This window comes from Paraburkholderia sp. 40, from assembly GCF_050434105.1.
In the GTDB taxonomy this organism is placed as follows: Bacteria; Pseudomonadota; Gammaproteobacteria; order Burkholderiales; family Burkholderiaceae; genus Paraburkholderia; species Paraburkholderia tuberum.
The window spans coordinates 2686310-2709793 of record NZ_JBNPVY010000002.1 but is presented as its reverse complement, the minus strand read 5'-3'; the positions used below and the strand labels follow the sequence as shown (position 1 = coordinate 2709793).

The window sequence follows — 23484 nt, the reverse complement described above, 5'->3', positions numbered from 1 at the left end:
GCGCGTGACGCGCCGCGGCGTTATAAGCGCGCGCCGCTCGCTTCGTCGAATAGCGAGACATGCGCGGCGTCGAACGAGAACGCCACGGTGTCATCCTCCGCAATCGGCGCTTTGGTCTGATCGATCGACGCGATCTGTTCGCCATGATAGTCGAGCCAGATCACGCGGTGGTTGCCCATCGGCTCCATCAGCGAAACTTTCGCGCGCTCGCTGGCGCCTTTTGTGATATGCACGTCTTCGGCGCGCACGCCGAGTACGCAGGGCTCACCGTGCGCGGGCGCCTGCCTGAACTCGTACGCCGACACATCGATTTGTGCATGCCCGGAGCAGAAGCGGAGCGCGCCGTCGCGCGTCTCGAGCGTGCCCTTCAGCAGATTCATCGCCGGCGAGCCGAGGAAGGTCGCCACGAACAGATTGTTCGGCCGCGCATAGACCTCGGCCGGCGTGCCGAACTGCTGGATCACGCCGCCGCGCATCACGGCCATGCGCGTCGCGAGCGTCATCGCCTCGACCTGGTCGTGCGTCACGTAGATCATCGTCGCGCCCAGGCTGTGATGCAGCTGCTTCAGTTCGCGGCGCAGTTCGGTGCGCAGCTTCGCGTCGAGGTTCGACAGCGGTTCGTCGAACAGGAACACGTCGGCCTCGCGCACGATCGCGCGGCCGATCGCGACGCGCTGCCGCTGTCCGCCCGACAACTGCGACGGCCTGCGCTTGAGCAGCGGCCCCAGTTGCAGCATCTCCGACGCGCGGGCGACGCGCCGCGCGATTTCCGCCTTCGGCGTGCCGTTGATGCGCAGCGCGAACGACAGGTTGCGCTCGACGCTCATGGTCGGATACAGCGCGTACGACTGGAACACCAGCGCGATGCGGCGATCCTTCGGATCGGCCCACGTCATGTCTTCGCCGGCGATCTCGATGCTGCCGTCGCTGACATCGATCAATCCCGCGATGCTGTGCAGCAGCGTGGACTTGCCGCAACCCGACGGTCCCAGCAGCACGACGAACTCGCCGGCGAGCACGTCGAGATCGAGGTTCTCGATCACCGTGTTCGAACCGAGGCGAATCGTCAGATTGCGGACCGCCACATTGGCGGGATGCGTGAGCGCCGCGGCGTCGGAGTCAGCGTCAGCGCTTGCACCCGGCACGCCGGCTGCATCGATCGTATTAGCCATGTTTGCCATGCCCTACCCCTTGACGGCGCCCGACGCGATGCCGCGCACGAACCAGCGGCCCGAAATGAAATAAACCGCGAGCGGCACCAGCGACGTCAGGATGGTCGCCGCCATATTGACGTTGTAGAGCCGCTCGCCGGTCGTCGTGTTAATGATGTTGTTCAACTGCACCGTCATCGGTAGATTCTTCGTGCCAGCGAACACAAGGCCCAGAATGAAGTCGTTCCAGATGTTCGTGACCTGCATGATCAGCGCGACGACGATGATCGGCGTCGACATCGGCAGCATCAGTTGAAAGAAGATGCGCCAGAAGCTGCCGCCGTCGATGCGCGCGGCCTTGAACAGCTCCTGCGGAATCGACGCGTAGTAGTTGCGGAACAGCAGCGTCATCACCGGCATGCCGAACATCGTATGGATCAGCACGATGCCCGGCAGCGAGCTGAACAGATGCACGCTCGCGAGCACGCGCACGAGCGGATAGATCATTACCTGCACTGGAATGAACGCGCCGACCAGCAGCACGCCGAACAGCAGACCCGCGCCGCGCGGCCGCCAGAACGACAGCGCGTAGCCGTTCACCGCGCCGACCATGATCGACAGCACCGTGCTTGGCACGACGATACGCACCGAGTTCCAGAAGCCGACGCGAATGCCGTTGCAATCGAGCCCGGTGCAGGCCGACTGCCATGCGGCGCTCCACGCGTCGAGCGTGAAATGCATCGGCAAGCCGAGCAGATTGCCGAGGCGGATCTCGCTCATCGGTTTGACCGACGTGACCAGCATCACGTAGAGCGGCAGCAGAAAGAACACCGCCGCGGTGAGCAAAAACGCGTAGATGCCGAGCCGCGCCGGCGAGAACGCCGAGCGGCGGGGCCGCGTGCGCGCGCGATGCGGCATGCCGCCTTTGAGCGTGGAATCGAGCGTGTTCATCCTCTCTCCCCGCGCAGCGCCGCACGGCTGCGTGCATAGAAGAACGGTGCGAGAACCGCCAGCACCGTCGCCAGCAGCACGATCGATGCAGCCGACGCAAGGCCGATGTTCGCGCGCCCGAACAGATAGTCCATGATGAATTTGGCCGGTACTTCGCTCGCAGTGCCGGGGCCGCCCTGCGTCATCGCGACGACCGCGTCGTACAGCTTCACGACCATCACGAACAGCAGCACGAACGCGGTCGAGATCGACGGTCCGAGCATCGGCACCACGATGCTCGCGTACACGCGCCAGCGTGGAATGCCGTCGATGCGCGCGGCTTTCCACAACTCTTCGTCGATGCCGCGCAGGCCCGCGAGCAACAGCGCCATCACGAGGCCCGAAGCTTGCCACACGGTCGCGAACACGATCGTGTAGATGACCCAGTCCTGATCGACGATCCAGTCGAAGCGCGCATGCGCGAAGCCGAGATTGCGCAGCACCTGCTGCGCACCGAGCGCGGGATTCAGGATCCATTGCCACACGAGCCCGGTCGCGACGAACGACATCGCGTACGGATACAGAAACACCGTGCGCAACGCGCCTTCCGCGACCACTCGCTGATCGATAAAGATCGCCAGCAGCAAGCCGATCACCATGCACGCGATGATGAAACACGCGCCATAGATCACGATGTTCTGCAGCGACGTCAACCAGCGGTCGTTGTGAAAGAGCCGCACGTACTGCGTGAAGCCCACGAAGTCGTTCGACGGAAACGTGTGCGAATTGCTGAGCGACACGCGCGCGGTCCAGACCATCGTGCCCAGGTACGTGAACACGACGGTCAGGAGCATCGGCAGCAAGGCCAGCCAGACCGCGATCGAAAACCGCCGGTTCAGCGGCTTGTTTCGCGGTTTGGGGTGCGACTTACCCTGTGGTTTCGAACCCTCGGCTGGCAGCTTGAGCGCGTGCATGGCGAGGCCTAGCCCTTCAACGCGCTGGCGAACGCTTTCTGCGCGTCGTCGACGGACTCGTTCTTGTTCCAGAAGTTCGTCACGACGTCAGTCAGCGCACCCTGCGTATCGGGCGACAGCAGCATTTCCGGATTCGGCAACTGGCGCGACTTGTCCTTCATGATCGCGATGCCCTCCTTGGCGCAGACGTCGAGGCTGCTTTCGTCGACGTCAGACCGGATCGGAATCGAGCCCTTCTTCGCGCTGAACGCGACCTGCGCGGACGGCGAGGTCATCACCGTGGCGAGCAGATTCTGCGCCTTGATCGCCGACGCGCTGTCGGTCTTCGGGAACACGAAGACGTCGCCCGCGACCAGATACGGCGAACGCGGACCGAAGCCCGGGAAGCAGCCGAAGTCCTTGCCCGCCGTTTGATTCGCCGCGATGAACTCGCCCTTCGCCCAGTCGCCCATGATCTGCACGCCGGCCTTGCCCGAAGTCACGAGCGCGGTCGCGTCGTTCCAGTTGCGGCCAGGCGAGCCCGGATCGACGAAATCGTGCAGCCGCTTGAACGACACGAGCACCTTCTTGAACGCATCGGAGTTCACCGCGTTCTGATCGTGATCGCGATAGACCTTCATATACAGGTCCGGGCCGCCCACATCGGCGAGCACCGCGTCGAACGTGATCTTCTCCTGCCACGGTTGGCCGCCGAACGCGAGCGGAATCACGCCCGCGCTCTTCAGCTTGCCGAGATCGGCGATGAATTCGTCGTAGCTTTTGGGCTCGCTCGCGATGCCCGCTTTCTGGAACACCGGCTTCGAGTAGAAGAACCACGCGGGCATATGAATGTCGACCGGCGCCGCGTAGAAATGGCCCTTCACGCGGATACTGTCGAGAATCGACTGCGGGAAAATGCCGTTCCAGTTTTCTTTCGCGGCGACGTCGTCGACGTTATTCAGGAGTCCCTGGTCGATCAGATCGTGAAACTGCTTCGACGTATTGAACTGGGCGGCGGTGGGTGGATCGCCGCCGACGATCCGGTTGATCGCGGTGGCACGCGCCTGATCTCCGCCGGCGACTGCGTTGTCGACCCATTGGCCGCCGGCCTTGTCGTACGCGACGGCAAACTGTCGAATCGCGGCCGACTCGCCGCCCGAGGTCCACCAGTGAATCACGTTGGCCTTGAGCGGTTCCGCATGCGCGACGACGCCATACAGCGCCAGTGCCGCAACTACGCCTCGCAAGACCATTCTGTTGCTGTTCATTCCGTCTCCTCCAGGCTCAGTGCCCGTGTGTCAAGTCGAAATACCTTCCGGCTCCACCCGGCTTTACATCGTTGCTGCGTCGTTTTAATTGTGTTTATTGCGCTTGCGCGTTGCGATCTTCGAGGAATTTCGACACCAGCTCCGCGCTGCGCTTGACCGTACGCTTCTGCGTTTCGTAGTCGACGTGCACGATGCCGAAGCGCCGCTCATAGCCGAAAGCCCACTCGAAGTTGTCCATCAGCGACCACAGGAAATAGCCGCGCACGTGGACGCCCGCCTTGATCGCCTGATCGACCGCGGCGAGATGGCGCTTCAGGAACGAGATGCGCTGCGTGTCCTCGACGCGGCCGTCGATCACCTTGTCGTCCGATGCCATGCCGTTCTCGGTGATGTAGATCGGCGGCAGATTGGCATAGGTATCCCTGAAACCGGTCAACAGATCGCGAAGACCGTCAGGGTAAACCTCCCAGCCCATCTGCGTGCGCTCGACACCCTCGAGCGGCACCTCCTTGAAACCGTGCCCACCATCGCTCGCCACGTTGGTGCGGAAATAATAGTTGATGCCGAGAAAATCGAGCGGCGTATTGATCGTCTGCATGTCGCCTTCGAGCACGAGCGGCTCGCTGCCCGGCCACAACTCGAACAGGTCTTGCGGATACTCGCCCTTGAACAGCGGATCGAGAATCCACGCGTTGTGCTGAACTTCGAACAGCTCGGCCGCGCGACGGTCGGCGGCGTTGTCGCTATTCGGCGTGCCGCGCCCGACGTTCGCGACGATGCCCTTGTGCGAGCGCGGGTCGTTCGCGCGCAGCACCGGAATCGCGAGACCGTGCGCGAGCAGCAGATGATGCATGGCCTGCGCGGCGAAACGCAGGTTCGAGAGTCCCGGCGCGTGATGGCCGTTGCCGTAGCCGAGGTACGCCGAACACCACGGCTCGTTGAGCGTCGCCCACGCATCGACGAGGCCGTGCAGTTCGCGGCTCATCAGATCCGCGTAATCGACGAAACGGTACGCGGTTTCGCGATTGAGCCAGCCGCCGCGATCCTCGAGATGCTGAGGCAGATCCCAGTGATACAGCGTGACGAAAGTCGTGATGTTCTTCTCTTTGAGCCGTCCGAGCAGGCGCTTGTAGAAGTCTAGCCCCTTGCGGTTCGGCGTGCCGTTTTCGTCCATCACACGCGGCCATGCGGTCGACAGCCGGTACGCTTCGAGGCCGAGGCCCGCGAGCAGGTCGACGTCCTGTTCCCAGCGATGATAGTGATCGCACGCGACGGCGCCGGTGTCGCCGGCCAACACCTTGCCCGGTGTGGCCGAGAACGTGTCCCAGATCGACGGCAGGCGGCCGTCTTCGTTGACCGCGCCTTCGATCTGATACGACGCGGTGGCCGCGCCGAGCAGGAAATCCTGGCGCCACAGCGACGAATCGGCGGGCGGTGTGAATGGATCGGAATGCGGTTCGCCGTGAGCGGTTGGACGGGCGGCGTCGATGATTGCGGATGCGTCGTTTACCACGGATTCTCTCCTGCCAATGAGGTCGTTGAACCGGGTGTGGTGGAACTCGAGGCACTGGCGTTTGGACTTACTGTCAACGCTTAAGTGGAAGCGCTTCCACACTGTCCAGCGAACGATAGCAGCGGGGAAATCGGCGCAGCAATCCGGGTTTGTCTGGAGGGGTTTCTGGCATGCGTGCGAGGGTGATGCGGCGCGCATCGAGGGTTGTCCGACTGCAACGGACAGTTGCAGCTTCCGACGAAAATCCCTGGCAGCCATGCAACGCAAAGTCTCGGATCGCCGACAATCGGCTTATCCACTGAGGCATGGAAGACGATTGCGATGAGCGAATTCAATCTGTCGGAACTCTACCGCGGCTATATCGCCTGCCTGAACACGCAGGACTGGTCAAAGCTGCGAGACTTCGTTGGCGAAGACGTGAAGTACAACGGCCAACGAATCGGTTTGTCGGGCTATCGCGAGATGCTGGAAAGAGACTTCCGCGAAATTCCGGACCTGCACTTCGAGATTCAGATGCTGGTTTGCGAGCCGCCACATATCGCAAGCCGATTGCATTTTGACTGCACACCCATCGGCATGTTACTTGGGCTTCCCGTGCAAGGAAAACGGGTGGAGTTTTCCGAGAACGTCTTCTACGAGTTTGGTGACGGCAAGATCCAGCAAGTCTGGTCGGTCATCGATAAAGCCGCGATCGAGAGTCAGTTGTAGCGGCTCAAGGACACGCCGCGCTCAAACGTTTCTCTTTGGCAGCCCTGGCGCGTGTCGCTCGCGTGCATCTTTTTGTGCGCGCGGAGACGCCCCCTCAGCGAGGCTGTCACGGAGCGCATCGCTCCGGCAAACCTCCGTCTCCGTTGAATTCGCTATGCGCGGCACTCATGGCAAAACCGGACTCGCGCGGCAATTCCGCCATGTGGGGAAATGCCGCGGTTATCAGAAACGCCCGCATTTCACTTCGATTCTTTTTATCGGGCGAACGCGCTCATCTATGGCTTGTCGTCCTCGCGATCGGGGTCGATGTCGGGATCGAGTGGCGGCTCATCCGGGTCCTGCGATGGACCGACGTCGGGCAGATCCGTCTGCACGACGTCGGACTGATCCGGGCGAATCGGGTTTTCGTCCTTGTTCGGTATGGTTGCCATGGCCGGTCCTCCCTAGGTCGTTGCCATGCTGAAGCGGCAGCAAGTTCTGCTCCCGATCCAGACGCGGCGATGCCCTTTCCGGTCACAAGTCGAAGCCCATTTGCGCACGGCCAAGCTCGGTGAGATCGTCTGGCGTCGCGCGGCCGACGAAATCGACTTCGAAATGATCGGCCGGAAAATCCGGCGGGCTCCTGCCTTCGAGAAAGCCCGGCAGTTGCCGCTTCAGATACGCATCGTTCTTCGCGCAGCTCGGCAGCGAAGCGATATACATGAATTTCAACCGGCAATTCAAAGCCGCCAAGGACATGACGCCGGTTGAATTCAGGCAGCAGTTCGCGGACGCGCGGCGGGCGGAGCAACAGATGTCGCCAATGCTTACCGAGCGCGCGCCTTCTCTTCGGAGACTCCGGAACATAGGAGACGGCAAACGGATGTCCCGGCCCTCGCGCGCAGGCCGGCAGTCCGAATGACCGGACTGCTCGGCGAGCAATCCCTGCAGGCGCCAGACATTTTTTGCACGTCTGGGAGAGTACTTCCAGCAACGGTTGGGCCAGAGATTTTATGGCGCAGACTATGCGCTGGCGGCGAAATTTCAACGCGACGGCCACGCGCGGCTGGTCGACTGCAACACCCGGCTCTGGAGGCGCTCCATGAACGAAGAAGCGATACGTGCAGCCTTGAACGCACACTGGCGAGCGTCGGCGGACGGCGATCTCGACGCCGAACACGCTATCTACGCCGACGATGCGCTCTGCGACTATCCCCAATCGGGCGAGCGAATTCATGGACGAACCAATTTGCAGGCGCTGCGCGGCCATCATCCCGGCAAGCCATCGGGATTCGCAATCAGGCGCATTCAAGGCGAGGGCAATCTGTGGATCACCGAGTACACGATCAACTATCGGGGGCGCATCGCTTACACGGTCAGCGTGATGGAGTTCCGCGAAGGCAAGGTCGTCCACGAGACGCAGTATTTTGCTGATCCGTTCGAGGCACCGGATTGGCGGAGTCAATGGGTTGAGCGGAGCGCGTGAAAAAACGCGCCGCGGCCGTGTAAGACCAAGGTCCGATTGATGACAAACGCGCGCATGCGACTATGCCCCGAGGGGGCTGAAGCCCGAACTTGACGAGGTTCGCTATGCGGCAGGCCAAGATCGTTATCGTCGGCGCGGGGCTGGTCGGGGGATCGGCAGCGCTGTTCGTGGCGTTGGCCATTCCGAGCGCGAAAGTCGTCATCATCGATGTCGCGCGGGTGCGCGCTGAGGGACAGGTTCTCGATCTCGCCCACGCCGCGGCATTCTGGGGGCACAGCCGTTTTCGCGCAGGGGACTACGAAGACGCGCGTGACGCCGACATCGTCGTGATCACGGCCGGCGCCGGCGTCAAACCCGGCGAGACTCGCCTGCACCTTGCCAGAACCAATGCGGACATCGCGACCGAAATCGTCGGGCGGATCGCGCCGCTCGCGCCCGACGCCATCTATCTGATCGCGACCAACCCATGCGACGTGCTGACCGGCGCCGTTTACGACCAACTGCGTTGCGAGCGCGAGCGCGTCATCAGCACGGGAACCTCGCTCGATACCGGGCGGCTGCGCTCCCTGCTGTCCGAGCGGCTCGGCGTGGTGGCCTCCGCGATTCACGCCTATGTGCTCGGCGAGCACGGCGAATCGGCCGTGATCCAGTGGTCCGCCGCAACGGTCTGCGGCATGCCCCTCGAAACCTTCCTGACGCGGAACGGTAAGGAGCTGGGCCCCGCCAGCAGGGATCTGATCCTGCGCTCCGTCCACGAGGCGGCGAAGCTCATCAAGGAAGGCAAAGGCGCCACCCATTACGGCATCGCCAGCGCGATAGGAAGGATCTGCGAGGCCATCGTGCACGACACCGATCTGATTCTCACGGTTGGCATCGTCCAGCCCGAAGTGGAAGGCGTACCGGACGTGTGCGTGTCGCTGCCAATGGTCGTCAATGGCGCGGGCGCGCGGTTGATCGCCTATCCGGAACTCGACCCTATCGAGCGCGAGACCTTGCTAGGTAGCGCGCGCATCGTCAAGGACGCGACGGAAAGCGTGCTCCACGAGCGGTGACGCCTTCCCGCGCACTCCGAAAATACCCAACCACGCCGGCACGAGGTCATTCATGGCTCCTACACCTGCCAAGGTTTCACGGCCCACCAGTTCGCCTCCCGCCACGCCGAAGCCGTCGGTCGGACTGCCGGCCGGCGTCTGGAAATATCTGGTACCGATCGCGGTCGGCGTCGTGCTGTGGTTTCTGCCCGCGCCCGCCGGGCTCGAGCCGAAGGCGTGGCATATGTTCGCCGTGTTCGTCGCGACCATTGCCGGCATCATGACCGCCCCGCTCCCGATGTCGGTGGTTGCCATCATCGGCTCGACCATTGGCGTGCTCGTCGGCGTTCTGTCGTTTGCCGACGTCACCAAATCCACCGGCACCGACCTCGTATGGCTCGTCATGCTCGCGTTTTTCATTTCACGCGGCGTGATCAAGACCGGCCTTGGCCGCCGGATCGCGCTTCTGTTCATGCGATTGCTGGGAAAGCGAACGACCGGGCTCGGCTACGGGCTCGTGTTGACCGAACTCGTGATCTCCCCCGCGATGCCGAGCATCACCGCGCGCGCGGGCGGCGTGATGTTGCCGATCACGCGAGCCATTTCCGAAGTGCTGGGCAGTCACGCCGATCCGGAATCACGCGCGAAGGTGGGACGCTACCTGATTCTCTGCGCCTTCCACGCGAACATCATCACGGCGGGCATGTTCATCACGGCAATGGCGGGCAATCCGCTGGCGGTCAGGCTGGCCGCGGACCAGGGCGTGTCGATCAGCTGGCTCGACTGGGCGGTGGCGGCGTCGATCCCCGGTCTGCTCTGCCTCGCAGTCATTCCGATCGCCATGCTGTGGATCGCCCCGCCGCAGGTCAGACGCACCCCCGATGCCACCGACCTCGCGCAACGAGAGCTCACAACGATGGGGCCCGTCTCGGTCAAAGAAATCATCATGGCGTGCATCTTCGTCGGCTTGCTGGTGCTGTGGGTGTTCGGCGACGATCTCGGCGTCGGCGCGACGCTCGCGGCGGCGATCGGCGTTTCGTTGCTGTTCATCAGCGGCGTGCTGACCTGGCAGGACGCGCTGAACGAGAAGTCCGCCTGGGACACGATGATCTGGATCGGCCTGCTCATCATGCTGGCCTCCAAGCTCAACGAATATGGCATGGTGAGCTGGTTCGGCAAGGAATTCGGCGCGCATCTCGCGGGCTTTCCGATGCTGGCGGTCTATATGATGGTGGCGGCGATCTACGTTTACATTCACTACTTTTTCGCCAGCGCCACCGCGCATATCAGCGCGCTGTTTCCGCTCTCCATGGCACTGATGGTCGCCGCCGGCGTCCCGCCCTTCGTCGCCGCAGTCTCGCTCGGGATTCTGAGCAATGTGAATGGCTGCCTGACGCAATATGGCATCGGCTCCGGTCCCGTCATGTTCGGCGCGGGCTACGTGACCCAGGGCGAATGGTGGAAGGCGGGATTTTTGATGAGCCTGTTTTACATGGTGGCCTGGCTGGTCGTTGGGCCGCTTTGGTGGAAGGTGCTGGGGCACGTATGAGACAACGCGACTTTCGCCGCGCGGCTCGTACGGCCCGCGCACACGTGACCCTGCTCCGCTTCCCGCTTCGTCAATCGCGAGCGGTCATGAACCGCGCAACTTCCCCGGTGGTCATCGATCGCCGCCGATCACCGCGACGCCGTCCGCAGCCCTGACGCCCGCGCCGGCCCTTCAACGCAACGCTTCAGTTGCCCGTGCCGCCAGTCTCGAAGGTTCCCCGATCATAAGCTTCGCAATAAGCCTTCCAGTCAGCCGCGACCTGCGCCTCACACTGCGTCGCAAGATCGATCAACGGCAGTTGCCAATCGCGCCGACTGCCAAACGCGATCAAATCGTCTGCGATCGCCGACTTCTGCCGCCCTCCGCTGCGCAGATGCGCCCACGCGCTCAACTCGGCCATGCTGTTGATCACTGCCTCGAGTCGCGGCAGCTTGCCGTCCCAGCCGGCAAGCACGACGCGATCTTCCGATGGCTGCAAACTCCGCAGCACATAGGAGCGCTGGTTGAATTCCACCGCGTGCAAAAAGGCCTGCGAGACCGCCTGATTGCGCCGCTGCACTTCGACGACACGCTGCGCCTCGGTCTGCCACTTCGGCTGCGTCGCCGTCACGTGCGCACTCACTGATGACGGCAGCGCCTCTTTCAAATCGATCAGGTAGTTGCCATCGGGCGAGCCCTTGCCCTCGACCAGAATCACATAGCGATCGACACCGAGGCTGCCCGTCCCCGCAATGCGGCGCGCGACATCGAGCGTGCGGTAGAACTCGGGATTCGGCTCCGTCACCGCGAACTGCTGCATGAACTGCGCGACCGCGGCACGCCGTTCATCGCTGACGGGCAGCGCTTTCTTGCCGTCGACCTTCAGCATGCGCGTTTTGCCCTTGAGCACCGTGCGCCGGTCCAGATGCACGGCACGCGTGCGGCTTGCGAGCGCGACGAACAGATCGCGCACCATGCCGGTCGCGGTCTCCGCTTCGATCCAGCGCGACTTGCCGTACGCGAGCGCGGCGCCGTAGGCATCGAGCGCGGTGTGGCACAGCGCGAGCGCTTCAGCGCGGCTCAGCTTCAGGTTGGCCGCGCCGACCAGCACGCTCGTCAACAGACGCACGAGCTCGTAGGGAACCGGCGCGAGACAGGCTTCGTCGAAGTCGTTGTTGTCGAAGTAGACGAGGCGATTGTCGCCCTTGTAGCTGCCGAAATTTTCGAGGTGCATGTCGCCGCAGATCCACACGTGCGGCGCGTCGTCGAGTACGTTCGCGCGCGGCAGACGCGCATAGAACAAATGGCAGGTGCCGCGCAGAAACACGAACGGCGAGCCGCGCATGGCTTTGTATTTCATCGCGAGTCGTTCGGGGTCCCGCCCGGCGTTGAAGTTGGCGATGATCTTTGCGATATCGGACATAGCGGGTTCCGTTGAATGGGCAAGCTCGACGTGAGCTCCATGCCTGCTGCTGTGACCTCGGAGCGTGCCGCGAATTCAATGCGCGTTCAACCCGGATGCAGTGACGTGACCAGCGCCTGCAGATTGAACGGGCGCACATGGATCATGCCGCCACGCGGGCTGTCGATGTCGGCGATCAGCGCAAACGCCAGCGCCAGCACGCTCGACGAACGGCTCGACCTGGCATTCGGGCTGTCGTTGCTTGTCGCGGCAGTGGCGATCGGTGGGCTGCTTGCCTACGGGTATCGCCAGTGGGCGCGCTCGACCGGCGTTCAACGCGACCGCGCTCCTGTTGCTGACGAACGCCCATGGTGGTTCGAATACATGTCCAATGTCATCAATGCGTCGCATCCGCTCTGGACGTGGCTCAAAGCAACCTGCGGCGTCGATTGTGCTTACGATCTGCTGGACTGGGCTTTTTCCAGCGACCTCCGTCGCCATACTCGCCTTCGTGATGAGCGGGACGCGCTACGCGATAGCCAGCCATCGGCGCTCGCTCGCCTAGTCAGGTCGCCGCCGCGGTGAGCAAGGTGATTGCATCGCCCGGCCCCACTCACCCCTCCCCACCGAACCTGCGCCGATACGCCGCCGGACTCGTCAACGCGATCCGGCGAAAATGCCGCCGCAACGACTCCTCCGACCCGAATCCCGCCAGCTCGGCGACGCGCGCCATCGGCAGCGGCGTCGCGGCTTCGAGCAACTCACGCGCAAGCGCGACGCGCTCCCTGACGAGCCATTCATAAGGCGCCATGCCGGTCGCGTCGCGGAACTGCCGTTGCAGCGTGCGCGGGCTCATCGCCGCGCGCCCGGCGAGCGAGCGCAGCGTATGCGGCTCGGCCGCATGGCTGCGCATCCAGTCCATCAGCTTCGCGATACGTCCGCTTTCGTCGGGCGGCATCGGGCGCGGCACGAACTGCGCCTGGCCGCCCTCGCGATGCGGCGGCACCACGAGCCGTTGCGCGACGCGATTCGCGACCGCGCCGCCATGATCGCGCCGCACCAGATGCAGCAGCATGTCGAGCCCGGCCGCCGATCCCGCCGACGTGATCACCTGCCCTTCATCGACATACAGCGCGTCGGGCTGCACACGCAGTTGCGGATAGCGCTGCTGCAACTTGTCCGCGTAGCGCCAATGGGTCGTCACGGTCTTGCCGTCGAGCACGCCGGCCGCCGCGAGCACGAACACGCCCGAGCAGATCGAGCAGAGCCGCGCGCCGCGCTCGTAAGCCGCGCGAAGCTTGCACAGCAGCGCGGCCGGCGGCACCTCGTCGGCATCGCGCCAACCCGGAATCACGATCGTGTCGGCGCTCGCAAGCAGCTTCAGCGTGTAGGGCGCGGCCAGCGTGATGCCGCCCGCCGCGCGGATCGGACCGGGCTCGCTCGCGCAGACCGCGAAGCGATACCACGGCACGCCGAGCTCGGGACGCTCGAGCGCGAACAGTTCGGTCACGCAGCCGAATTCGAAGGTGCAGAGCCGGTCGTAGGCCAGCGCGACGACGAGATGATTGTGCATGGCGCAATGTTACCGAAGATTGACGATCACGCCACTTACCGGGCGACCCGCCGCTCGTCACAATCGACCGGGCCTGAAAAGCGCGCGCCCCACCACCCGATCAACTCACCCCTGCTGCCATGACTCACGACAACCTCACCACCGTCCCGAACGCCGTCACCGCGATCCCCGCCGCCGACAGCGCCGCCGCGCTCGCGCACTTCCAGGCATCGCTGGGCTTCGAAACCGATTGCGCCGACGTCCACGCCGCGCTCGCGAGCGGCGCGCCCGGCTTCGTGCTGCTCGACGTGCGCAGTCCCGCGCTGTTCGCGCAGGGCCACGTGCCGGGCGCGCTGAATCTGCCGCACGGCAAGATCGTCGCGTCGAAGCTCGCGGCTTATGCGCCGGACACGCTGTTCGTCACCTACTGCGCGGGCCCGCACTGCAACGGCGCGGCGCGCGGCGCACTGCGGCTCGCCCAGCTGGGGCGGCCCGTCAAGCTGATGGCGGGCGGCGTCACCGGCTGGCTGGACGAAGGCTTTCCGCTGAGCCGCGAGGACGCCGATCCGCCGTCCGATCCACGCTCGGATGCATAGCGTGACTCGCAATCCGATACGCGTTCCAGCGCGGCATCCGCCGCCGTCCGCGCGGCCGTTTTGCCCCCTGTTCGCAAATCGCAAATAAGTTGAACAAAAGTTGGAAAAGTGCCGATAAGATGTCCAGCCGGACTCCTCCCGGCGGACCCAATATGCAGAGTTCATATAATTTCTGGCTCGTCGCGATTTCGTTCGCGGTCGCGACCCTCGCGTCGTACACCGCGCTCGATCTGACGGGCCGCATCTTCCTGCTAGGCTCGACGCGCCGGCGGCATGTATGGCGGCTCGGCGGCGCGTTCGCGCTCGGTGTGGGCATCTGGTCGATGCACTTCGTCGCGATGCTCGCGTTCTCGCTGCCTATCCCGCTCGGGTATGACCTGGCGACGACCGCCTGCTCGCTGGCCCTCGCGATCGGCGCTTCGTATCTGGCGCTCTCGCTGACGACCCAGCAGCGCCTGACGCCGGTCCGGCTGCTGATGGGCGGCGTGGCGATGGGGATCGCTATCGCCGGCATGCATTACACCGGGATGGCGGCGCTGCGCATGGCGCCCGCGATCCACTACCAGCCGGCATGGTTCGCGGCCTCGATCGCGATCGCGATCGGTGCGTCGAGCGCCGCGCTGTGGATGGCGCGCGCGCTCAGCAACGAACACGAGCGCCATATCGCGCGCAAACGCCTCGCCGCGGCGCTGGTGATGGGCGTCGCGATCAGCGGCATGCACTACACCGGCATGGCCGCCGCCGACATCGCGCCGGGCGCGATCTGCGGCGCGGCCAACGACATGAATGCGCAATGGCTCGCCACCTCGGTGGTCCTGCTCACGTTCGCGGTGCTGATCGTCACGCTGATGCTGTCGCGCTTCGACGTGCGCACCACCTTCCTGCTCGGCGCGGTGTCGCGGCTGAACGGCCAGATCGTGCGGCTCGCGACGCTCGACGCGCTGACGGGGCTGCCGAACCGCGCGACGCTGACCGAGCGGATCGAACGCGCGATCAGCGGCGCGCGGCGCCAGCGTACGTTGTTCGCGGTGCTGTTCATGGATCTCGACGGCTTCAAGACGATCAACGATTCGCTCGGTCACTCGGCCGGCGACGCGGTGCTGTCCGCATTCGCGCAACGCCTGCAGCAATGCGTGCGTTCGAGCGACACCGTCGCGCGGCTCGGCGGCGACGAGTTCGTCGTGCTCACGGAACACCTTACGTGCGGCGACGACGCGGCCGCGCTCGCCGACGGCGTGCTTCACCGGATGCGCCAGGGCACGTGGAGCGACGAACAACCGCTGCAGGTGATGCCGAGCATCGGCATTGCGCTCTATCCGCGCGATGGCGACAGCGTCGAGACGCTGCTCCAGCACGCGGACGCCGCGATGTACGAAGCGAAACGCGCCGGCCGCGGCACCTACCGCTTCTTCGAGCGCAGCATGAACGAGGCCGCCACGCGCACGCTGCGGATCCAGCAAGTGCTGCACGACGCCTTCGCGAATGATCGTTTCTCGCTGCTGTTCCAGCCGAAGTTTCAGCGCGGCGGCGACGCGCTCGCGGGCGCCGAGGCGCTGATCCGCCTGCACGATCCGGAAATGGGCGCGCTGACGCCGGCCGAATTCATCCCGGTCGCCGAGCGCTCCGGGCAGATCGTGCAGATCGGCTACTGGGTCGTGCGTGAAACCTGCCGGCGCATTCGCGGCTGGATCGAACAGGGCCTGCCGGCGATGAAGGTGGCGATCAACCTGTCGCCGCGTCAGCTGTTGCAACCGGACCTCGTCGAGACGATCCTCGACATCGTCAGGAGCGAGGGCGTCGCGTGCGAGCAGATCATGTTCGAGATCACCGAGACCGTAGCGATGCAGGATGCCGCGCGCACCGTCGAAGTAATCCGCGCGTTTCAGGCGAGCGGCTTCGACATCTCGATCGACGACTTCGGCACCGGCTATTCGAGCCTCGCGTATCTGCAGCGCTTCCAGGTGAAGCAGCTGAAGATCGATCGCTTCTTCATCAACGGTCTCGACGCGAACGGCGCCGCGGGCAGCGCAATCGTGTCGGCGATCATCGCGCTCGCGCACTCGCTCGAAATGGACGTGGTCGCCGAGGGCGTCGAAACCCAATCGCAGCTCGACAAGCTGTGCTCGATGATGTGCGACGAAGTGCAGGGCTACCTGCTCGGCAAGCCGATCAACGCCGACGACTTCGGCGCAATGCTCCGCGGCAGAACGATGGCCGCAAGCGGAGTCTCTATCTGAGCAGCGTCTCCCCCAACGCCGCTAGCCGTTCGGTCAACGCCTCGCTCGCACGCGTCATCGGCAAACGCAATTCGTTGCGCACCCATCCCCTCGCCGCGAGCAGCGCCTTCACCGGCGCGGGATTCGGTTCCGCGAACGCGAGCTGGATCTGCGGCACGAGCGCGTGAAAAATGCGTCGTCCTTCGTCGAACTTCCCCTGCGTCAACGCGCGATAAAGCGCGACGAAACGCTCGGGCCGCCAATGCGCCGACGCCGCGATCGCCCCACTTCTACCCACGCACACCGTCGAGAAGAGCTCGAGGTCATTGCCCGCGAGCACTTGCAGACGGCCGTCGCGAATCAACGCGAGCGTCGTGTCGAGCGAACCGGCGCAATCCTTGATCGCCTGAATTCGCGGATGCACGGCGAGCGTCAGCAGCGTGTCGAGATCGAGCCGCACGCCGGTGCGTTGCGGAATATCGTAGAGCACGACTGGATGCGCGCTCGCGTCCGCGAGCGCGCTGAAATGCGCGACGATGCCGTCCTGCGAGGGCCGACGAACCAGCTCGCGGAGGAAAACGCTTGACTTCTACGCGCCGGAAACTAATATACGCACCGCGTACATCAACGCGCTTTGCTGCCTTACTCCCGCCGACCCACTTTTGCGACAGGTGCCCTCATGAGCGTTCCGCAACAAGCCTTCCTACGCGATGCGATGCGTCGCCTGAACATGACGCGCGATACGTTCGCTAACCGCATCGGCGTGTCACGCCGGGCGCTGGATACGTGGCTGCTGCCGGACGACTCGCAGGAATCGCGGGCGATGCCGGAAATCGTCGAGCGTTTCGTGTCGGAGATCGTCGCGAACACGGAGCCGGGCGAAGGATATACGCAAAGCGTAGACTCGCAATCGCTCGCAAGCCAGATTCTGTTCGAGGGCAAGCCGCAGCTGCTGTCGGTCGATCAGTTTTCGCGCGACTCGGTCGAGGCACTCTTTCGCGTCGCCGACATCATGCAGCCGATCGCCCGGCGCCGCAAAATCTCGCGCGTGCTCGAAGGCGCGGTGCTCGGCAATCTGTTCTTCGAGGCGAGCACGCGTACTCGTGTGAGCTTCGGCGCGGCGTTCTGCCGGCTCGGTGGCTCGGTGTGCGACACGACCGGCTTCACGTTTTCGTCGATGGCGAAGGGAGAATCGATCTACGACACGAGCCGGGTGATGAGCGGCTATGTCGACGCGCTGGTGATCCGCCACCCGGAGCAAGGCTCGGTGGCCGAATTCGCGCGCGCGACCAACGTGCCGGTGATCAACGGCGGCGACGGTCCCGGCGAGCATCCGAGCCAGGCGCTGCTCGATCTCTACACGATCCAGCGTGAGTTCTCGCGGCTCGGCAAGATCGTCGACGGCGCGCACATCGCGCTGGTCGGCGACCTCAAGTACGGACGTACCGTGCATTCGCTCGTGAAGCTGCTGGCGCTGTATCGCGGCATCAAGTTCACGCTGATTTCGCCGCCGATGCTCGAATTGCCGGGCTATATCATCGAGCAGATTTCGCGCAACGCTCACGTGATCGAACAGACGCACGACCTGCACACTGGCTTGCGCGGCGCCGACGTCGTATACGCGACGCGCATCCAGAAGGAGCGCTTCACCGACGAATCGTTCGAAGGCTACACGCCCGACTTCCAGATCAACCAGGCGCTCGTCGATAGCGTGTGCGGCGCCGAAACGCTGATCATGCACCCGCTGCCGCGCGACAGCCGGCCCGGCGCGAACGATTTGAGCACCGACCTCAATCACGATTCGCGGCTCGCGATTTTCCGGCAGACCGACAACGGCATTCCGGTGCGGATGGCGATTTTCGCGGTGCTGCTCGGCGTCGACAAACAGGTCCAGCATTCGATGCGCGATGCCGCGTGGCGCCCGCCGGTCTACCTGGGACCGGACGACGCGGTGTTTCACGGAATCGATTGACGCGGATAGCCGTCCGCCGTCAGGCCGCGGCCGCGGCCCGCGCGTCACGCATTTCGCGCGCCGCCTGCCTGAACGTGCCGGCAAAGAACAGCACCTGATATTTGACCGCGTTCGACCAGTACTTCCACGTATGGCCGCCGGGCCGCTCGGCGTAATCGTGCGGCACGCCGAGTTCGACGAGCCGCTCGTGCAGCAGCCGGTTCGACTGCACGAGCGAGTCGTTCACGCCGCAATCGATCGTCAGCGCGATATGGTCACGGCCGAAATCCTCCGCACTCGCGACGATCGCTTTGCTGTTCCAGAAGTCCGCATCTTGCATCGGGTCGCCGAACACCCGCTCGATGCCGGGCTCGTCCTCGCTGCCGCGCGGGTCCACCGCACCGCTGATGCTGCCCGCCGCGCCGAAAGCGTCGGGCCGGTCGAGCGCGATGCGTAGCGCGCCGAAGCCGCCCATGCTCAAGCCCGTGATAGCGCGCGCCTGCTTCGTCGCGATCGTGCGGAAATGGCTGTCGATATAGGCCACCACTTCCGTACCCACGTAGGTTTCGTAGCGACTGCGCGGATCGACGGGGCTATCGATGTACCAGCTGTCGCGGCCGCCGTCGGGCATCACGAGGATCACGTGATAGCGGTCGGCGAGCTTGCCGATATGCGAATTCGCGGTCCAGTCCGTGTAATCGCCGCCCGAGCCATGTAGCACGTAGACGACCGGAAAGCGCGCGGCCTGGTTGCCACGCGCGTATCGATCGGGCAGCACGATGGTTGCGTCGAACGTACGATGCATCGCCGCGCTCGGAATCGTGACGACGCGCGACTGGAACGCCCACGCCGGCGATGCGATCAGCATCAGAATGAGCCAGAACGTATGGACTGGATTCATGGTGAGTCGCCCCTTGCGCTTGCTTCTTGCTGCTTACGTTCGTCAGGCATCCGAAGAAGAGCGCCCCGGCATGCCTCGGCCTATGTCCGCGAACGACTGTAGCAATGGCGACTTACAACCAAATTTCAGCGAAACATACGAACCAGTCAGGCTTCGGTCGCTTCATCGGCTTCAGTTGCCGTCTCTGCGCCCGCATCTTCAACGTGCGCGGCAAACCCCACCCGCCCCGGCGCCAGATCGTCCCGCAATGTGAGCGCCGGAATCTCATACGCGCCACCGTTCTGCGGCAGGAACGCGATCGGCGCGGCCGTCCACAGCGTGTCGAGCCGTCGCCCAAGCGCCTCGCTGACCTCGGCATACTTCGCCTCGTCGACGCGGCTCGTGCGATAGACGACGAACGGCGGCAATACCTCGAAGCCGGGGTAATACAGCACACCGTGCTGGATCGGGAACAGCACGTCGTCGATCGGACCGTTGATGCCGCGTGCGCTGTAGTGCGACTCCCAGCCGCCCGTCGTGACGATCAGCATCGCGCGCTTGCCCGCGAAACGGCCCTCGCCATAACGCTCGCCCCAGCGCGCATCGGAATGCTCGCCGACGCCATACGCGAGACCGTACGCATAGACACGCTCCACCCAGCCCTTCATGATCGCCGGCATCGAGAACCACCACAGCGGAAACTGCAGGATCACCGCATCGGCCCACTTCAGCTTGTCCTGCTCACGCGCGATGTCCTCGCTCTGCAAGCCGTTCTCGAACGCATGCTTCGATTCGAGCGACGCGAAGAAGCGCTCGCCGCTGTGACGCTCGCTGGTGTCGTGTGCGTCTAGCGACGCTTTCCAGTTCATCGCGTACAGATCGGACACCTGCACCGTATGGCCGGCGCGTTCGAGATGGCGGACAGTGAAGTCCTTCAGCGAACCGTTCAACGATTTCGGTTCGGGATGCGCATAGATGATGAGAACGTTCATGATGGGACCTTCGTGGCTGAAAACAGTCACGATAGGCATCGCCAAGGTATATTGGAAATGAATTCCCAATATGTCAGGTATTGCCGTGGTTAATCTCAGAAGACTCGACCTGAACCTGCTGGTCACGCTCGACGTGCTGCTCGAAGAGCACAACGTGACCCGCGCCGCCGAACGGCTGAACTTCTCTCAGCCGTCGGTCAGCGTGCATCTGGCGAAACTGCGCGATGTATTCGGCGATCCGCTGCTGTTGCCGGGACCGCGCGGCATGCGGCCCACCGCGAAAGCGCAGGCACTGCGCGAGCCATTGCGCGAAGCGCTCGACGCACTGCAGCGCGCGGTCGCGCCAACCAGTCCATTCGATCCGGCCGCGGCGACGCAAACCTGGCGCATCGCCGCAACGGACTACGCGGAGTCCACGATCATCCTGCCGATGCTCGCGGGCTTGCGCGCGGTGGCGCCCGGCACGCGTCTCGCGATCGTCGAGGCGGTGCCGCCGCGGCTCGCTCGCCAGGCCGAACAGGGCGATATCGATATCGGCTTTCATACGAGCGAAGGCGCGCCCGAAGGCTTGCGCCGTCGCGTGCTGTTTGCCGAGCGCTACGTGCTGGTCGGCCGCGCGGGTCATCCGAAGCTGAAGCGCCGGCCCACCCTCGCGCAGTTCTGCAAGCTCGAACACGTGATCGTGTCGCCCGATGGCGGCGGCTTTTTCGGCGTCACCGACGAGACGCTCGCGAAGGTGGGACTCGCGCGCAAGGTCGTGCTGTCGGTGCCGCACTTTCTGTTCATGCAGTCGGTGCTCGCGAGCACGGATCTCGTGGGGATGCTGCCCGCGCGTCTCGTGCGCGGCACGGACGCGCTGCGGATGGTCGAGCCGCCCGTCGAGGTGCCGGGCTACGAGATGGCGATGCTATGGCACGAGCGGGTGCATCGCGATCCCGCGCATCAATGGTTGCGGGAGTTCATCGCGGCATCGGTGTAATCAGCCCTTTTCAGCGCCGATCGCACCTAGTTGATCGAGCACCTCGTCGCTGAGCTTCAACTGCGCCGACTGCAGGTTTTCACGCAGATGAGTCACCGAAGACGTGCCCGGAATCAGCAGAATGTTAGGTGCCCGATGCAATAGCCAGGCAAGCGCGAGCTGCATCGGCGTCGCCTCGAGCTTGCGCGCAAGCTCCGACAGCTCGGACGATTGAATCGGCGTGAAGCCACCCAGCGGGAAAAACGGCACGTAGGCGATGCCCTGTTCCGCGAGCGCATCGATCAACGCATCGTCGTCGCGATGCACGAGGTTGTAGTGATTCTGCACGCACACGACCTTCGTGATGCGCTGAGCCTCGGCAATCTGCGCGGCCGTCACGTTGCTCAGGCCGACATGACGCACGAGCCCGCGCTGCTGCAGCTCGGCAAGCGCCGTGACCTGCTTTTCGATCGAGCCCTCGCTCGGCTCGTGCACGTTGCCCATCACGCGCAGGTTGACCACGTCGAGCGCGTCGAGCCCGAGGTTGCGCAGATTGTCATGCACCGCGCGCTCGAGGTCGGCGGGCTCCTGCGCCGGCAGCCAGGCGCCGGCGCCATCGCGCACCGCGCCCACCTTCGTCACGATCGTCAGATCGCGTGGATACGGGTGGAGCGCCTCGCGGATCAACTGATTGGTCACGTGCGGCCCGTAAAAATCGCTGGTATCGATGTGGTCGACGCCCGACGCGACCGCCTCACGCAGCACCTCGAGCGCCGCGTCGCGGTCTTTCGGCGGCCCGAACACGCCGGGGCCGGCCAGCTGCATCGCGCCATAGCCCATGCGCCGCACCGGGCGGCCGGCTAGTGCGAAAGTGTCGATGAAGCTGAAGTTCGGCATGACGATCTCCTTGTGAAGTGATGAGCGGCAGTATCGCCGGAATTGCGCTGTTGAATAAAGCGGTCTAACGTGCACGGGTTGTTCAAAATTCTGCACAATCAATCGTCATGGAACTGAATGATCTGGCCGCCTTCGTTTCCGTCGCCCGCGCCGGCGGCTTTCGCGACGCGGCGCGCGTGAGCGGCGTGTCGGCGTCGAGTCTGAGCGTCGCGGTGCGGCGCCTCGAAACGAAACTCGGGCTGCGGCTCCTGAACCGCACCACGCGCAGCGTCGCGCCGACTGAAGCCGGGCTGCGTCTGATCGAGAAGCTGACGCCGCTGTTCGGCGAAATGGAAGCGGCGCTCGACGTGCTGAACGGCTTTCGCGACAAGCCGACCGGTACATTGAAGCTCAACGTGCCGTCGAGCGTTGCGCGCATCGTGCTGCCCGACGTGCTTGCGCGCTTTCTGAAGCAGTACCCGGATATTCGCGTCGAAGTGGTGGTCGAGGATGGTTTCGTCGACGTGCTGTCGATCGGTTGCGATGCGGGCATTCGCTACGATGAACGCCTCGAGCAGGACATGATCGCGGTGCCGATCGGCGCGCGCGTGCAGCGCTTCGCGACCGCCGCGTCGCCCGCGTATCTCGACGCGCACGGCCGTCCGCAACATCCCGGCGAATTGCTCGCGCATGCCTGCCTGCGCGGGCAATTCGCCAGCGGCGCGATGCCGACCTGGTACTTCGAGCGCGACGGCGAGCTGCTGCAATTGAATCCGACAGGGCCGCTGCTGGTGCGGCCCGGCGCCGCGATCGACCTCGCGGTCAGCGGCGCGGTCGCGAGCCTCGGGATCATTCACCTGTTCGAAGACATGCTGCGCCCGCATCTGGACAGCGGCGCGCTCGAAGCGATTCTCGAACCGTGGTGGCAGCGCTTTTCAGGGCCTTTTCTTTACTATCCGGGCCATCGTCATGTGCCCGCGCCGCTGCGCGCGTTCGTCGATTTCCTGAAGGCCGACTCAGCAGACGTTCCGGACGATGACGTGGCACGGCGTTGACGTCATCACACGACGGTGAACGCGGCGACGCGTGCCATATCAGCATCGTGGCGCGCAGAGCTGCGCGATCGTGGTCAGAAAGAGATCCGCGCCGATCGGCTTCAGCAGACATGCGCTGCAGTAATGCGCATCGCTGTCCGAAGGCGGCACCGCGGTATGGACCAGAATCGGTACGTTGACGGATAGCGGCATCGATTTCAAACGGCGGCATAACTCCGCGCCGTCCATGACCGGCATCATCCAGTCCGTAACAATCAGGTCGGGAACGTGAGCGACGACACAAGCGAGTGCTTCGGCGCCGTTGCTCGCGCAACTCACCTCATACCCTTCGCTCTCCAGAATCAACCGCCATGCGGCTAGAATTTCCGGTTCGTCGTCGACCAGCAAGATCGAATACATCATGTTTTGCGGACGAAATTTGCCTTCTTGTCTGATCAGAGTCTCGCAAGAGATGTTCCA

Annotated in this window: 22 protein-coding genes and 2 pseudogenes; 10 read left to right on the top strand and 14 right to left on the bottom strand. The window is 64.2% G+C overall.

Annotated elements, in window-relative coordinates; genetic code table 11:
• Positions 1 to 20: 20 nt before the first annotated feature.
• The 5 genes from OKW28_RS13860 to OKW28_RS13840 all read right to left on the bottom strand — a co-directional run bounded on the left by OKW28_RS13860 (position 21) and on the right by OKW28_RS13840 (position 5815).
• Complete coding sequence (locus OKW28_RS13860) at positions 21 to 1181, bottom strand: ABC transporter ATP-binding protein (protein ID WP_429446349.1); 1161 nt, start codon at positions 1179 to 1181, stop codon at positions 21 to 23.
• 3 nt (positions 1182 to 1184) lie between these two features.
• Positions 1185 to 2102, bottom strand: coding sequence for a carbohydrate ABC transporter permease (locus OKW28_RS13855; RefSeq protein ID WP_090806412.1), 918 nt, complete (start codon positions 2100 to 2102; stop codon positions 1185 to 1187).
• Entirely contained in the window at positions 2099 to 3055 is a 957-nt protein-coding gene (locus OKW28_RS13850) for a carbohydrate ABC transporter permease (protein ID WP_429446346.1), read from the bottom strand. The genes OKW28_RS13855 and OKW28_RS13850 overlap by 4 nt, the downstream gene beginning before the upstream one ends.
• A gap of 8 nt (positions 3056 to 3063) precedes the next feature.
• Complete coding sequence (locus tag OKW28_RS13845; protein ID WP_429446345.1) at positions 3064 to 4302, bottom strand: ABC transporter substrate-binding protein; 1239 nt, start codon at positions 4300 to 4302, stop codon at positions 3064 to 3066.
• A gap of 94 nt (positions 4303 to 4396) precedes the next feature.
• On the bottom strand, positions 4397 to 5815 hold the full coding sequence (locus OKW28_RS13840) for a GH1 family beta-glucosidase (RefSeq protein ID WP_429446343.1): 1419 nt from the start codon (positions 5813 to 5815) through the stop codon (positions 4397 to 4399).
• Between the two features lie 321 nt (positions 5816 to 6136).
• Here OKW28_RS13840 and OKW28_RS13835 point away from each other — a divergent pair, with 321 nt between their 5' ends.
• The gene (locus OKW28_RS13835; RefSeq protein ID WP_429348248.1) at positions 6137 to 6523 is read left to right on the top strand and encodes an ester cyclase; all 387 of its coding nucleotides are present in this window, start codon (positions 6137 to 6139) and stop codon (positions 6521 to 6523) included.
• 275 nt (positions 6524 to 6798) lie between these two features.
• Here the strand turns inward: OKW28_RS13835 and OKW28_RS13830 are convergent, their stop codons facing one another.
• Positions 6799 to 6954: a hypothetical protein gene (locus tag OKW28_RS13830; protein WP_429446341.1), complete on the bottom strand. Its 156-nt coding sequence runs from the start codon at positions 6952 to 6954 to the stop codon at positions 6799 to 6801.
• An 82-nt stretch (positions 6955 to 7036) separates the two neighbouring features.
• Positions 7037 to 7225: pseudogene (locus tag OKW28_RS13825) on the bottom strand (YbiU family protein); the annotation flags it as partial.
• A gap of 379 nt (positions 7226 to 7604) precedes the next feature.
• Between OKW28_RS13825 and OKW28_RS13820 the strand changes: the two are divergent.
• From OKW28_RS13820 to OKW28_RS13810, 3 genes are all read left to right on the top strand, one after another.
• Positions 7605 to 7988, top strand: coding sequence for a nuclear transport factor 2 family protein (locus OKW28_RS13820; RefSeq protein ID WP_429446340.1), 384 nt, complete (start codon positions 7605 to 7607; stop codon positions 7986 to 7988).
• 104 nt (positions 7989 to 8092) lie between these two features.
• On the top strand, positions 8093 to 9040 hold the full coding sequence (locus OKW28_RS13815) for a lactate/malate family dehydrogenase (protein ID WP_187613962.1): 948 nt from the start codon (positions 8093 to 8095) through the stop codon (positions 9038 to 9040).
• Positions 9041 to 9092: 52 nt separating this feature from the next.
• The gene (locus OKW28_RS13810; RefSeq protein ID WP_429446338.1) at positions 9093 to 10568 is read left to right on the top strand and encodes a DASS family sodium-coupled anion symporter; all 1476 of its coding nucleotides are present in this window, start codon (positions 9093 to 9095) and stop codon (positions 10566 to 10568) included.
• 184 nt (positions 10569 to 10752) lie between these two features.
• On the opposite strand, the gene OKW28_RS13805 is transcribed toward OKW28_RS13810, so the two are convergent.
• A complete protein-coding gene (locus tag OKW28_RS13805; protein ID WP_429446336.1) occupies positions 10753 to 11970 on the bottom strand; it encodes a DUF2252 domain-containing protein in 1218 nt (405 codons plus the stop codon).
• 15 nt (positions 11971 to 11985) lie between these two features.
• Between OKW28_RS13805 and OKW28_RS13800 the strand changes: the two genes are divergently transcribed.
• Positions 11986 to 12534, top strand: a complete 549-nt coding sequence (locus OKW28_RS13800; RefSeq protein WP_429446333.1) for a hypothetical protein — start codon at positions 11986 to 11988, stop codon at positions 12532 to 12534.
• A 28-nt stretch (positions 12535 to 12562) separates the two neighbouring features.
• On the opposite strand, the gene ftrA is transcribed toward OKW28_RS13800, so the two are convergent.
• Positions 12563 to 13522: a transcriptional regulator FtrA gene (ftrA, locus tag OKW28_RS13795; protein ID WP_429446330.1), complete on the bottom strand. Its 960-nt coding sequence runs from the start codon at positions 13520 to 13522 to the stop codon at positions 12563 to 12565.
• 119 nt (positions 13523 to 13641) lie between these two features.
• Between ftrA and OKW28_RS13790 the strand changes: the two genes are divergently transcribed.
• Together OKW28_RS13790 and OKW28_RS13785 are read left to right on the top strand one after the other, a co-directional pair.
• On the top strand, positions 13642 to 14097 hold the full coding sequence (locus tag OKW28_RS13790) for a rhodanese-like domain-containing protein (protein WP_429446327.1): 456 nt from the start codon (positions 13642 to 13644) through the stop codon (positions 14095 to 14097).
• Positions 14098 to 14249: 152 nt separating this feature from the next.
• Entirely contained in the window at positions 14250 to 16334 is a 2085-nt protein-coding gene (locus tag OKW28_RS13785) for a putative bifunctional diguanylate cyclase/phosphodiesterase (RefSeq protein ID WP_429446325.1), read from the top strand.
• On the opposite strand, the pseudogene OKW28_RS13780 reads toward OKW28_RS13785, so the two are convergent.
• A pseudogene (locus OKW28_RS13780) lies at positions 16327 to 16869 on the bottom strand (dihydrodipicolinate synthase family protein); the annotation flags it as partial. The gene OKW28_RS13785 and the pseudogene OKW28_RS13780 sit on opposite strands and share 8 nt — an antisense overlap.
• Positions 16870 to 16992: 123 nt before the next feature.
• Between OKW28_RS13780 and OKW28_RS13775 the strand changes: the two are divergent.
• A complete protein-coding gene (locus OKW28_RS13775) occupies positions 16993 to 18285 on the top strand; it encodes an aspartate carbamoyltransferase (RefSeq protein ID WP_429446322.1) in 1293 nt (430 codons plus the stop codon).
• 19 nt (positions 18286 to 18304) lie between these two features.
• On the opposite strand, the gene OKW28_RS13770 is transcribed toward OKW28_RS13775, so the two are convergent.
• Together OKW28_RS13770 and OKW28_RS13765 are read right to left on the bottom strand one after the other, a co-directional pair.
• On the bottom strand, positions 18305 to 19165 hold the full coding sequence (locus OKW28_RS13770; protein WP_429446321.1) for an alpha/beta hydrolase: 861 nt from the start codon (positions 19163 to 19165) through the stop codon (positions 18305 to 18307).
• Between the two features lie 146 nt (positions 19166 to 19311).
• Positions 19312 to 20136, bottom strand: a complete 825-nt coding sequence (locus OKW28_RS13765; protein ID WP_184073980.1) for an NAD(P)H-dependent oxidoreductase — start codon at positions 20134 to 20136, stop codon at positions 19312 to 19314.
• 70 nt (positions 20137 to 20206) lie between these two features.
• On the opposite strand from OKW28_RS13765, the gene OKW28_RS13760 reads away from it, so the two are divergent.
• Complete coding sequence (locus tag OKW28_RS13760; RefSeq protein WP_429446319.1) at positions 20207 to 21115, top strand: LysR family transcriptional regulator; 909 nt, start codon at positions 20207 to 20209, stop codon at positions 21113 to 21115.
• Here the strand turns inward: OKW28_RS13760 and OKW28_RS13755 are convergent, their stop codons facing one another.
• Positions 21116 to 21991 carry an aldo/keto reductase family oxidoreductase gene (locus OKW28_RS13755; protein WP_429446317.1) on the bottom strand — a complete coding sequence of 292 codons (876 nt, stop codon included), beginning with the start codon at positions 21989 to 21991 and terminating at the stop codon, positions 21116 to 21118.
• A gap of 107 nt (positions 21992 to 22098) precedes the next feature.
• Between OKW28_RS13755 and OKW28_RS13750 the strand changes: the two genes are divergently transcribed.
• Entirely contained in the window at positions 22099 to 23025 is a 927-nt protein-coding gene (locus tag OKW28_RS13750) for a LysR family transcriptional regulator (RefSeq protein ID WP_429446314.1), read from the top strand.
• Between the two features lie 39 nt (positions 23026 to 23064).
• On the opposite strand, the gene OKW28_RS13745 is transcribed toward OKW28_RS13750, so the two are convergent.
• Positions 23065 to 23427 carry a response regulator gene (locus OKW28_RS13745; protein ID WP_184049762.1) on the bottom strand — a complete coding sequence of 121 codons (363 nt, stop codon included), beginning with the start codon at positions 23425 to 23427 and terminating at the stop codon, positions 23065 to 23067.
• Between the last annotated feature and the right edge of the window lie 57 nt (positions 23428 to 23484).

Coding starts and splice junctions, on each gene's coding strand:
- OKW28_RS13860 (WP_429446349.1), bottom strand. CDS start 1,181: ATGGCAAACATGGCTAATACGATCGATGCAGCCGGCGTGCCGGGTGCA.
- OKW28_RS13855 (WP_090806412.1), bottom strand. CDS start 2,102: ATGAACACGCTCGATTCCACGCTCAAAGGCGGCATGCCGCATCGCGCG.
- OKW28_RS13850 (WP_429446346.1), bottom strand. CDS start 3,055: ATGCACGCGCTCAAGCTGCCAGCCGAGGGTTCGAAACCACAGGGTAAG.
- OKW28_RS13845 (WP_429446345.1), bottom strand. CDS start 4,302: ATGAACAGCAACAGAATGGTCTTGCGAGGCGTAGTTGCGGCACTGGCG.
- OKW28_RS13835 (WP_429348248.1), top strand. CDS start 6,137: ATGAGCGAATTCAATCTGTCGGAACTCTACCGCGGCTATATCGCCTGC.
- OKW28_RS13830 (WP_429446341.1), bottom strand. CDS start 6,954: ATGGCAACCATACCGAACAAGGACGAAAACCCGATTCGCCCGGATCAG.
- OKW28_RS13820 (WP_429446340.1), top strand. CDS start 7,605: ATGAACGAAGAAGCGATACGTGCAGCCTTGAACGCACACTGGCGAGCG.
- OKW28_RS13815 (WP_187613962.1), top strand. CDS start 8,093: ATGCGGCAGGCCAAGATCGTTATCGTCGGCGCGGGGCTGGTCGGGGGA.
- OKW28_RS13810 (WP_429446338.1), top strand. CDS start 9,093: ATGGCTCCTACACCTGCCAAGGTTTCACGGCCCACCAGTTCGCCTCCC.
- OKW28_RS13805 (WP_429446336.1), bottom strand. CDS start 11,970: ATGTCCGATATCGCAAAGATCATCGCCAACTTCAACGCCGGGCGGGAC.
- OKW28_RS13800 (WP_429446333.1), top strand. CDS start 11,986: ATGGGCAAGCTCGACGTGAGCTCCATGCCTGCTGCTGTGACCTCGGAG.
- ftrA (WP_429446330.1), bottom strand. CDS start 13,522: ATGCACAATCATCTCGTCGTCGCGCTGGCCTACGACCGGCTCTGCACC.
- OKW28_RS13790 (WP_429446327.1), top strand. CDS start 13,642: ATGACTCACGACAACCTCACCACCGTCCCGAACGCCGTCACCGCGATC.
- OKW28_RS13785 (WP_429446325.1), top strand. CDS start 14,250: ATGCAGAGTTCATATAATTTCTGGCTCGTCGCGATTTCGTTCGCGGTC.
- OKW28_RS13775 (WP_429446322.1), top strand. CDS start 16,993: ATGAGCGTTCCGCAACAAGCCTTCCTACGCGATGCGATGCGTCGCCTG.
- OKW28_RS13770 (WP_429446321.1), bottom strand. CDS start 19,165: ATGAATCCAGTCCATACGTTCTGGCTCATTCTGATGCTGATCGCATCG.
- OKW28_RS13765 (WP_184073980.1), bottom strand. CDS start 20,136: ATGAACGTTCTCATCATCTATGCGCATCCCGAACCGAAATCGTTGAAC.
- OKW28_RS13760 (WP_429446319.1), top strand. CDS start 20,207: ATGTCAGGTATTGCCGTGGTTAATCTCAGAAGACTCGACCTGAACCTG.
- OKW28_RS13755 (WP_429446317.1), bottom strand. CDS start 21,991: ATGCCGAACTTCAGCTTCATCGACACTTTCGCACTAGCCGGCCGCCCG.
- OKW28_RS13750 (WP_429446314.1), top strand. CDS start 22,099: ATGGAACTGAATGATCTGGCCGCCTTCGTTTCCGTCGCCCGCGCCGGC.
- OKW28_RS13745 (WP_184049762.1), bottom strand. CDS start 23,427: ATGATGTATTCGATCTTGCTGGTCGACGACGAACCGGAAATTCTAGCC.